The sequence below is a fragment of the Aureimonas sp. AU40 genome, from assembly GCF_001463785.1.
In the GTDB taxonomy this organism is placed as follows: Bacteria; Pseudomonadota; Alphaproteobacteria; order Rhizobiales; family Rhizobiaceae; genus Aureimonas.
The window spans coordinates 25,427-34,649 of sequence record NZ_BBWL01000037.1; the positions used below are offsets into that span (position 1 = coordinate 25,427).

The 9,223-nt window shown below is 67.7% G+C and carries 15 protein-coding genes; 7 read left to right on the forward strand and 8 right to left on the reverse strand.

All coding sequences use genetic code 11. The features are described 5' to 3' along the window. Nucleotides 1-124: 124 nt before the first annotated feature. The 6 genes from murA (at nucleotide 125) to AUL32_RS12600 (ending at nucleotide 3,733) form a co-directional block, all read left to right on the forward strand. Nucleotides 125-1,414, forward strand: a complete 1,290-nt coding sequence (gene murA, locus AUL32_RS12575; RefSeq protein WP_062115473.1) for a UDP-N-acetylglucosamine 1-carboxyvinyltransferase — start codon at nucleotides 125-127, stop codon at nucleotides 1,412-1,414. 264 nt (nucleotides 1,415-1,678) lie between these two features. Then, complete coding sequence (gene infA / locus AUL32_RS12580) at nucleotides 1,679-1,897, forward strand: translation initiation factor IF-1 (RefSeq protein ID WP_061973391.1); 219 nt, start codon at nucleotides 1,679-1,681, stop codon at nucleotides 1,895-1,897. Nucleotides 1,898-1,909: 12 nt separating this feature from the next. Further along, the gene (locus AUL32_RS12585; protein WP_061973393.1) at nucleotides 1,910-2,536 is read left to right on the forward strand and encodes a Maf family nucleotide pyrophosphatase; all 627 of its coding nucleotides are present in this window, start codon (nucleotides 1,910-1,912) and stop codon (nucleotides 2,534-2,536) included. Next, nucleotides 2,533-2,739: a DNA gyrase inhibitor YacG gene (gene yacG / locus AUL32_RS12590; RefSeq protein WP_062115476.1), complete on the forward strand. Its 207-nt coding sequence runs from the start codon at nucleotides 2,533-2,535 to the stop codon at nucleotides 2,737-2,739. The genes AUL32_RS12585 and yacG overlap by 4 nt, the downstream gene beginning before the upstream one ends. Before the next feature lie 23 nt (nucleotides 2,740-2,762). Continuing rightward, a complete protein-coding gene (locus tag AUL32_RS12595; RefSeq protein WP_062115479.1) occupies nucleotides 2,763-3,302 on the forward strand; it encodes a hypothetical protein in 540 nt (179 codons plus the stop codon). 86 nt (nucleotides 3,303-3,388) lie between these two features. Further along, nucleotides 3,389-3,733 carry an NIPSNAP family protein gene (locus tag AUL32_RS12600; RefSeq protein ID WP_062115482.1) on the forward strand — a complete coding sequence of 115 codons (345 nt, stop codon included), beginning with the start codon at nucleotides 3,389-3,391 and terminating at the stop codon, nucleotides 3,731-3,733. 23 nt (nucleotides 3,734-3,756) lie between these two features. On the opposite strand, the gene AUL32_RS12605 is transcribed toward AUL32_RS12600, so the two are convergent. Together AUL32_RS12605 and AUL32_RS12610 are read right to left on the reverse strand one after the other, a co-directional pair. After that, nucleotides 3,757-4,281 carry a transglutaminase-like cysteine peptidase gene (locus AUL32_RS12605; protein WP_244497856.1) on the reverse strand — a complete coding sequence of 175 codons (525 nt, stop codon included), beginning with the start codon at nucleotides 4,279-4,281 and terminating at the stop codon, nucleotides 3,757-3,759. A gap of 364 nt (nucleotides 4,282-4,645) precedes the next feature. After that, nucleotides 4,646-5,446: an alpha/beta hydrolase gene (locus tag AUL32_RS12610; RefSeq protein WP_062115485.1), complete on the reverse strand. Its 801-nt coding sequence runs from the start codon at nucleotides 5,444-5,446 to the stop codon at nucleotides 4,646-4,648. Nucleotides 5,447-5,911: 465 nt separating this feature from the next. Between AUL32_RS12610 and infC the strand changes: the two genes are divergently transcribed. Continuing rightward, nucleotides 5,912-6,451, forward strand: a complete 540-nt coding sequence (gene infC / locus AUL32_RS12615; RefSeq protein WP_082639133.1) for a translation initiation factor IF-3 — start codon at nucleotides 5,912-5,914, stop codon at nucleotides 6,449-6,451. A gap of 117 nt (nucleotides 6,452-6,568) precedes the next feature. On the opposite strand, the gene AUL32_RS12620 is transcribed toward infC, so the two are convergent. The 6 genes from AUL32_RS12620 to AUL32_RS12640 all read right to left on the reverse strand — a co-directional run. Further along, nucleotides 6,569-7,243 (reverse strand): class I SAM-dependent methyltransferase, encoded by a 675-nt coding sequence (locus AUL32_RS12620; protein ID WP_062115499.1) that lies wholly within the window; start codon nucleotides 7,241-7,243, stop codon nucleotides 6,569-6,571. After that, nucleotides 7,240-7,410, reverse strand: a complete 171-nt coding sequence (locus tag AUL32_RS25245) for a hypothetical protein (RefSeq protein WP_156421453.1) — start codon at nucleotides 7,408-7,410, stop codon at nucleotides 7,240-7,242. Before AUL32_RS25245 ends, AUL32_RS12620 begins: the two co-directional genes overlap by 4 nt. A 155-nt stretch (nucleotides 7,411-7,565) precedes the next feature. Next, nucleotides 7,566-7,787, reverse strand: coding sequence for a DUF3072 domain-containing protein (locus AUL32_RS12625; RefSeq protein ID WP_061973404.1), 222 nt, complete (start codon nucleotides 7,785-7,787; stop codon nucleotides 7,566-7,568). A gap of 80 nt (nucleotides 7,788-7,867) precedes the next feature. After that, nucleotides 7,868-8,302, reverse strand: a complete 435-nt coding sequence (locus tag AUL32_RS12630) for an EVE domain-containing protein (protein ID WP_062115502.1) — start codon at nucleotides 8,300-8,302, stop codon at nucleotides 7,868-7,870. 3 nt (nucleotides 8,303-8,305) lie between these two features. Beyond that, nucleotides 8,306-8,596 (reverse strand): YciI-like protein, encoded by a 291-nt coding sequence (locus AUL32_RS12635; protein ID WP_061973408.1) that lies wholly within the window; start codon nucleotides 8,594-8,596, stop codon nucleotides 8,306-8,308. Between the two features lie 94 nt (nucleotides 8,597-8,690). Continuing rightward, nucleotides 8,691-9,223: NAD(P)H-dependent glycerol-3-phosphate dehydrogenase (locus tag AUL32_RS12640; RefSeq protein ID WP_374700953.1), on the reverse strand; the 533-nt coding region annotated here is incomplete at its 5' end.

Below are 9,223 nucleotides of genomic sequence, written 5' to 3' on the forward strand. Positions count from 1 at the left end.
CGCGGGGGCGAATCGCAAAGCAGACTGACGGATTTGCCCCGCGAGGTCGGCTCGTGTAGAGCAGCGGCCTTCGACCGCCCGTCGGCTTGCCGGCGCGTCGTCACATCGGTTCGAAGGGCTTTTCATGGATCGGATTCGCATTCGCGGCGGCAACGCCCTCAACGGCACGATCGCGATTTCGGGCGCCAAGAACGCCGCTCTGCCGCTTATGATCGCCTCGCTCCTGACGGACGACACGCTGACGCTGGAGAACGTGCCGCATCTGGCCGATGTCGAACAGCTGATCCGCATCCTCGGCAATCACGGCGTCGACTATTCCGTGTCGGGCAAGCGCCTCGCGACGACGGTCGGCTCGGGCCGCACCATCCATTTCAACGCCCGCACCATCGTCGACACCACCGCGCCCTACGAGCTCGTCTCCAAGATGCGCGCCAGCTTCTGGGTGATCGGGCCGCTTCTGGCGCGCATGCGCCGCGCCCGCGTTTCGCTGCCGGGCGGCTGCGCCATCGGTACGCGGCCGGTGGACCTGTTCATCGACGGCCTGCGCGCGCTCGGCGCCCAGATCGAGATCGACGCCGGCTATGTCATCGCCGAGGCGCCCAAGGGCCTGATCGGCACGCGCTTCACCTTCCCCAAGGTCTCGGTCGGCGCGACGCACGTCCTGATGATGGCCGCCTCGCTCGCCAAGGGCGAGACGATCCTGGAAAACGCCGCGCGCGAGCCCGAGGTGCAGGATCTCGCCGCCTGCCTCAACGCCATGGGCGCGCGCATTTCCGGCGCCGGCACGCCGACCATCACGATCGAGGGCGTCGAGGCTCTGTCGGGCGCGCGCCACCGCGTCCTGCCCGACCGGATCGAGACGGGCACCTATGCCATGGCGGTCGCCATGACCGGCGGCGACGTGACGCTGGAGGGCACGCATGGCGACCTGCTTCGCACCGCGCTGACCGCGCTGGGCGACGCGGGCGCCGAGATCACCGACGTTCCGAACGGCATCCGCATCCGGCGCAACGGCAACGGCATTCGCCCGGTGGACGTCGTGACCGACCCGTTCCCCGGCTTCCCGACAGATCTCCAGGCGCAGTTCATGGCGCTGATGACGCGCGCAGACGGCGTGTCGCACATCACCGAGACGATCTTCGAGAACCGCTTCATGCACGTGCAGGAGCTGGCGCGGCTCGGCGCCAAGATCTCGCTGTCGGGCCAGATGGCGCGGATCGAGGGCGTGCCGCGCCTTGCCGGCGCGCCCGTCATGGCGACCGACCTTCGCGCCTCCGTCTCGCTGGTCATCGGCGGGCTGGCAGCCGAGGGCGAGACGACGGTGAACCGCGTCTACCATCTCGACCGGGGCTTCGAGCGGCTGGAGGAAAAGCTCGGTGCCTGCGGTGCCGAGGTCGAGCGCATCTCGTCCTGATCTCTATCACGTAGTACGTGATCTCGATCGCGGCGTCCGCGCTCGAGATCACGGCGCCCACAATCCCGGCTCCGGGTGCCCGCAAGGGCGCCGGAGCGACGGCTCTCCAACGCCCGCGTCCGTCGGAAGTGCTTGCTTTTTGCCGGCCGAAGACCGATCTAGAGCCGAATTCACCGATCAGACCTGCCGAAGGCGGGCCGTATCCTTTTTCAAAGGGGCGGGGTCCGATCCCGCTGCCCCGCTTATCCGAAGGTCAAAAGACGCATGGCGAAAGAAGAAGTTCTCGAGTTTCCGGGAGTCGTCGTCGAACTCCTCCCGAACGCGACGTTCCGCATCAAGCTCGAGAACGACCATGAGATCATCGCGCACACCGCGGGTCGCATGCGAAAGAACCGCATCCGCGTGCTCACCGGCGACAAGGTGCTCGTGGAAATGACGCCCTACGACCTGTCGAAGGGCCGTATCACCTACCGCTTCAAGTAAGGTCAGGCCGCGATGAAGCCGCCGAGCGCCCTCGTTCTGGCGTCCGCTTCGCCGCGCCGTCTGGAACTCCTCCAGCAGGTGGGGATCGAGCCCGAGCGGCTCCTTCCGGCCGACGTGGACGAGACCCCCGAGCGATCCGAGCATCCCCGCCATCTCGCCAAGCGTCTGGCGCGCCTCAAGGCCCTGAAGGCCTTCGATGCGTTGAAGGGACGTGGCGAGACGCAAGGCCGCTTCACGCTTGGCGCCGACACGGTGGTCGCGGTCGGCCGGCAGATTCTGCCCAAGGCCGAGATCGAGGCCGAGGCGGTGGAATCCCTGCGCCTTCTTTCGGGCCGCACGCACCGCGTCTTCACCGGCGTCTGCGTCGTTTCCCCCAACGGCCGGGTGCGCGAAAAGCTGTCGGAAACGCGGGTGCGCTTCAAGCGCCTGTCGCGCGAGGATCTCGGCCGCTACATCGATTCGGGCGAGTGGCAGGGCAAGGCCGGGGGCTATGCCATCCAGGGGCTGGCCGGTGGCTTCGTGGTCCGGCTCATCGGCTCCTATACCGGCGTCGTCGGCCTGCCGCTCTACGAAACCCTGGCCCTTCTGCAGGGCGAGGGCTTCGTGATGCCTCCGCTGGACGCGGGCCTACCGGCATGAGCGCTTCGGTGACGCCGCTGCGCCCGCGCCGCAAGTGCCCGGAATGCAGCCGCCCCTCCTCGCAGGCCGACTTTCCCTTCTGCTCGCCGCGCTGCAAGGCGGTGGACCTCAACCGCTGGCTCTCGGGCTCCTACGTCATCCCCGGCTCGGCCGACGAACCCGACACGTCCGCCGACGGCAGCGGCAGCGGCGAGGAGCGCTGAGGCGCAAAGGCAGGGCTGGCGAGATGCGCGACTCCCGCGATGACGAGCCGCCTCTCGTTCGGGTCTATCGCGGCTTCCATTCGCATTGGCCCGGCCCACGCCCCGCCTCTGCGCCGGGCGGCGCTTCGCGGAGGCCCATTTACGGCATCGCCTTCTGTCTGATCTGGTTCGCCGCCCTAGCTGGGCTCGCGGCCTTCGTGCTGCTCGGCCGGCAGGAGGGTGCAGTGAGCCTGCGCGAGACGGCGGACTATCGCTGCCTCGATCGAGCGGGAGAGCGAGCCCCTTTCGTGACGTGGAAGCGCTTTCGCCTTGGCGCCTCAAGCACCCCCTTCTTCGCCGCCACCTTGCGCGAGCGCCCCGGCACGGACTGTATCGGCGACGGGGACGCAGTCACCTATATCCAGCTGCCGATGCCGCCGGACGGCGAACTCTCCTTGCTTCGCATCGCGGGCGATGGCGTGCGGGTCGAGCCGCGGGGCGGCGCGTGGTTCGATGTGCTGGGCAAGGGGGGAGCGATCCGGTACCGCAACGATGGCGGCGGCTATGTCCTCGCCTCGCCCTGACGCATGAGGGCCGCGACGGCGCTCGTGGACATCTCCTATCCGAGAGGCGAAATGTCGAGGCATCGACTCACCATGGAAAGCCTCGCATGACCCGCCTCATAGAAACGCTGCTCTATACTTTGAAGCCGGGAACGGGCGGCGAGTTCGATCGGATCATGCACGAGACCAGCGTGCCGCTGCATCGCCGGCATGGCATGGATGTCGTCGCCTACGGCCCTTCGCTGCACGACCCCGACGCCTATGTCCTGATCCGAGCCTATCGCAGCCTCGATCACCTGCGCGATTCGCAGGACGCGTTCTACCTCAGCGAGGACTGGCGAGAGGGCCCGCGCAGCGCCATCGTCGAGCGGATCGAAGCGAGCCTCAAGGCCGTCTCGGAACTCCCGGCGGCAAGCGTGGACGCCCTTCGCGGGATGCGTCGGCCCGCCTAAGCGGTGGCTCGGGCTCCTCCGCCCTATTTGTCCACCGCGCTGACCAGCGGCTCGGAATCGCGCTCGATCGAGACCCAGCGGCCAGGGTTTTCCACCTGCTGGCGCTTGATGAAGCGGTAGCCGACCTCGCCCCAAGGGCGCACGCGCCAGTCGAGATTGTCGAGAACGAAGTCCCCGGACTGGGTGCGCAGGGTCAGCACGGCGTGGCCGGTGCCGTCGGGCTTGCGCACGACGGTCATCAAGAGGTCGCCGAGCGGCACGCCGGCTTCGTGCAGCCGGCGGCGCTTTTCCAGAGCGTAGTCCTCGCAGTCGCCCTTCCCGGAGGTGGGATAGGACCAGAACTCCTCGGTGCCGTAGGTCGCCTGGTCGGAGGCGGGGGTGACTTCGGTGTTCACGTCCGTGTTGACCTGCGCCACGAGCAGCTTCAGCTGCATGTCGAGAACGGCCGGCGGGGCGGGGAGGCCCGGAAGCGGCTGGCACTCGGCCGGCAGGCGCAGGCAGAAGTCGCGATGCCCGAAAGGCTGGAGGGTGGGATCGCCGAGCGGCATGAAAGCGTCCGCCGCCGATGCGCTTCCGCCAAGAAGCGCCGAAAAAAGGCAAAGCGAAGCCGTTGCGCCAAACACGCGCCGAACCATCATCGCGATCTCCGTCTTCGGATAGGCCCGTTCCCTGATCCACCCGCATCGTGTGTGCGGCGCGAAACGCTGTCAATCGGCAGAACCGGGCCACCAAGCTGGTGTCCGCCCCCCTTATAGGGCGGAGAGTGGCGAAACGGCGGCGCGAAATGGAGCGAGGAATTGTTCGGGCAAGGTCTATGTCGCGAGAAAATCGATGATTTTCGCGAGGCAACCTGAGTGCAACAGGCCCTGTGTTAAAAACGTCACGTTGGCGGGAGAAGCGAACGGAGCTGTCTCAAGACTGCCCTTGTCCGATCATCTCCGCAACCGCCCGTTCCATTCGGCGCAGGTCTTCCTCGCGCGACAGGCGATGGTCGCCGCCGGGAACGAGCGTGAGCGCGACGCCCTCGCCCGGCAGATGGGTGACGAGTTCCAGCGCGTGGGTGTGCGGCACGTCGGGGTCCGCCATGCCCTGGAGGATGTGGACGGGGCAGCCGGTGCGGATCGGCCCGGTCATGACGCTCGCCCGCCGCCCGTCCTCGATCAGCGCCCTTGTATAGACGGTGGGGCGCGGGTCGTAAGGCGAGGGCTCGGCCAGGAAGCCCTCGGCCTCGATCGTGGCGCGCTGCGCCGCGCTGAGGCGCGGCTCCAGAAGCCGCGAGGTAAAGTCGGGGGCCGGCGCAAGCAGGGCGAGGCCGGCGATGCGGCCCGTCTTCCCTCCCGCGTTGGTCTCGCTCCAGGCCTGCGCGAGGCGAAGCGCGATCCAGGCGCCCATGGAGGAGCCGACCAAGACGAGCGGGCCGTCCGGTGCCAGGGCGTCGATCGCGGCCTCGGCGTCCCGCGTCCAGGAGGAGATCGTTCCGTCCTCGAAGCGCCCGCCCGATTCGCCATGGCCGGAATAGTCGAAGCGCAGGAAGGCGTGGCCCTCGCGCGCGGCTTGGTCCGACAGGCGCTCGGCCTTGGTGCCGCGCATGTCGGAGCGAAAGCCGCCGAGCCAGACCACGGTCGGCGCCCGGCCCGCGACATGGAGCGCGGCGAGGCTGTGGTCGCCGCCGGGGGCGGGGAGGTGGATCGGCGAAGCGGGCTGAAGGGTCACGGCGGCATCTCCTCGAACAAGCTCCGCGCGAGGGGTAGAGGCTCGGGACCATGGCGTCCAGACCGGGCGCCGTTTCCGATCCTTGGCAGGGGACTGCGCGCCTGTTGGAAGATGCGGCGATCGTGAGCCCCGGCACCCTTTCCTCCGCCGCGCCGGGGCGAGATGCGCGGCTTAAGCGGCGACCTGGACACCCACCGATCTTCGCCAAGGGGCCCTGGCCTTGGCGGCTCTTGGCCTCTCTCGAAGATTGCGCGATCTCCCGCGCGTTCCGCGCCGCCGCGCTCGCGAACGGAGGCTTCGGGAAAAATTGCGGCAACTCGCGTGAAATTGTGAGCCCATCGTGTTATATGAAGGGCGAAGACCTCGGATCGAGGGCAGTGTCCGCCTTCCCGGCGGAGCGGCCGCTCGATCGAGGCGTTTGTTTCAAGACTACGCCTATGTCGTCAACAGCGGGAGTGAACGACCATTCGCAGACCATTTCGTGCGCCGCCGACCCAGAAGGAAGGGCCGCGCTCCAACCGGGAAATCCGGGTTCCCCAGATCCAGCTGATCGACGCTGAGGGGCAGAACCGGGGTGTCATCAATACGGCGGAAGCCATGACACTGGCTGAAGAGGCCGGCCTCGATCTCGTCGAGATCGTTCCGACCGCGAGCCCGCCGGTTTGCAAGATCCTCGACCTCGGCAAGCTGAAATACGAGGGCCAGAAAAAGGCCGCCGAAGCGCGTCGTCGCCAGAAGGTCATCGAGGTCAAAGAGATCAAGATGCGCCCGAACATCGACGATCACGACTACGAGACCAAGATGAAGGCGGTTCGCCGCTTCTTCGACGAAGGCGACAAGGTCAAGGTGACGCTGCGCTTCCGTGGTCGCGAGATGGCGCACCAGGAACTCGGCATGAAGCTTCTCATGCGCGTTCGCGACGAGACCGCCGAAATCTCCAAGGTGGAAGCCGAGCCCAAGCTCGAAGGCCGCCAGATGATGATGGTGCTGGCGCCGCGCGGCTGACCTCAGCTTCTCAGCCTGACAACAAAAAGGGCGGCTTCGGCCGCCTTTTTCATGCGCGCTGCATGGCCGAGGTGCTGACTGCCGAGGAACAAGGGCTCCAGTGTTTCACGTGAAATCTCACGCTGCCGTATTTTCGCCCGGCCGGCGCCAGCGCCAGACCGTGGTGCGCTTCACGTCGGCGTCTTCCAAGACCCGCGTCACCGGCACTTCGTAGACGGCTTCGCGCACCACCCGTCCTGCCGGAAGATAGAAGCGGCCGGGATCGCCGACATAGATCGCGACGCCGCTTGCCGCCAGTGCGTCGAACCAGGGCTCGAGCTTCAGCGAGAAGTTGGGGTCGTAGAACACGTCGCCGGCTAGAAGCACGTCGGCGTTCAGCGCTTCGCCGATCGTATCGCGCTGCTCCACCGTCAGGGCCACGCCGTTCTCGCCCGCGTTCAGCCGCGCCGCCTCCGCCGCGAACGGGTCGATGTCGAGCGCGAGCACGCTGGCCGCGCCCGCCTTCATCGCCGCGATGGCGACGAGGCCCGAACCGCTCGCGAAATCCACCACGTGCCGCCCCCGGACACGTTCGGGATGGTCGAGCACGAACCGGGCGAGCCCCTGGCCGCCGGCCCAGGCGAAGGCCCAGAAGGGCGGCGGCAGGCCGTCGGCCGCGAGCTCCTCCTCCGTTCGGATCCAGAGATCGTGCACCTCGCTGGCGAGATGCAGCGCGATCTCCGGCACGTGCGGTGGATGGAGAAGAGAGGTGTTGGCGAGAATGAAGCTGCGCCGGTCGCCAAGCGGGATCATGCGGCAAATTCCCGCAAAGCGCGGGAACCGGAGAGGGCCTTAGCGGGTTTCATAGACAAGATGATCAAATGCAGACCTGCAAGGGAAGGAAGACCTATCATGCTCAAGGGTGGCTTGTTGTGGCTGATCGGCATCCCGATTCCCATCATCCTGATTCTCTGGCTCATGGGCTTCCTCCACTGATCGCCCTTCATCCGACGCGTTGCGTGGAAAAGCCCGCCTCGACTTCAAGTCGAGGCGGGCTTTTCGGTTTTGAAGGGCATGAGGCCGGGAGGGCAAGGCTCTTCCCGCGTGGCTGGGCCATCGCGGGAAGAGGGGATGCTTAGGCGTCCTTGAGCCGCTTGCTCTCGCCCTGAAGCTTGTCGATCAGCTTCGACGCGTCGGCCTTGGAGAGCTTCTCATCGAATTCGTGGCCCGTCTCCTCGCAAAGCGTCTTCACGTAGGAGGCCTGCGCACCGGTCATCGGCTCGTCGCCGGTGGTCCAGTCGTCCGGGTCCTTCTCGGCATTGGACGGGGCGTCGACCTTGGGCTGGGACTGCGTCATGGGATGTCTCCATTGCGAGTATGTTCTCAGAATGTTCCATCCCGCAAAGGGTTCCGGCGCAGAGCCCGCGCTCTCGACCCTCAGCCGAGCGCCAAGGCCGGATCGAGCCCACCCATCTCGCAGATCACGCCGAACTCGGCCTCCGTCACCGGCTGCACCGACAGGCGCGAATTGGTGGCGAGCACCATGTCCTTGAGGCGCGACTCGCTCTTCACCGCGTCGAGCCCGACAGGGTTCGGCATGTCGCAGACCGCGCGGATGTCGACGCATTCCCAGCGCGGGTCGTCCGCCGTGGAGTCGGGATGGGCGAGGGCGCAGACCTCCACCACGCCGACCACGGCCTTGCCCTCGTTGGAATGGTAGAAGAAGCCGCGCTCGCCGATCTGCATGGAGCGCATGAAGTTGCGCGCCTGGTAGTTGCGCACGCCCGTCCATTCCGTGCCCGCCGCGCCGCAGTCCTTCTGCTGCGCGAAGGACCATTTGAACGGCTCGGACTTGAACAGCCAGAACGCCATGCGTCAGGCCTGGTCCGGGTTGTTCACGGTCCAGTTCCAGCGCCGCACGGTGACCGAGGCGAACAGGCCGGCCTTGGCATAGGGATCGGCGTCGGCAAGGGCCCGCGCCGCGTCCAGGCTTTCGGCTTCCACCACGAGCAGACTGCCGGTCGGCTTGTCGTCGGCGCCGAGGAACGGGCCGGCGAATTTCAAAACCGGGCCCAGCGCCTTCAGATGGTCGAGATGGGCGGGGCGCGTTTCGGCGCGCAGCGAGCCGGCATCGGGGCGGTCCTCGCACAGAAGGGCGAACAGCATGGGGCGTCTCCGGTTGGGGCCGGCGCGCGGCCGGCGGCGATCTCGCCCGCCTCTTACGAGCGCCCGGCGCGGCCGGCAAGATCGGTTCGCCGCCTCAGTCGAACTCGCGTTTGAGCGGGCGAGCAAGCAGGGCGCGCATGGCCTCGGCCGCCGGCAGGCCCTCGTCCAGGATGGCGGCGACGGCTTCGATGATCGGCGCCTCGATGCCGCGCTCGCGCGCCAGGCGCGCGGCGATGGCGGCGGAGAAGACGCCTTCGGCAAGCTTCAGCCCACTCGTGCCTTCGCCCCGGCCGAGCGCCAGCCCATAGACGAAGTTGCGCGACTGCGCGCCCGAACAGGTGAGGACGAGATCGCCGAGGCCGGACAGGCCCAGCAGCGTGTCGGGCCGCGCGCCCAGCGCCTCGCCCAGCCGCCGCAGCTCCACGAAGCCGCGCGTGACGAGGGCGGCCAGCGCCGAGGCACCGAGCCCGAGCCCGGCGCTGGCGCCGGCGGCGATGGCGAGCACGTTCTTCAGGGAGCCGCCGGCTTCGACGCCCAACACATCGTCGCCGGCATAGATGCGGAAGGCCGGCGCGGCGAGGCGGTGTGCGAGATCGTCCGCCAGCGCGGTGTCGCCAGCGGCGAGCG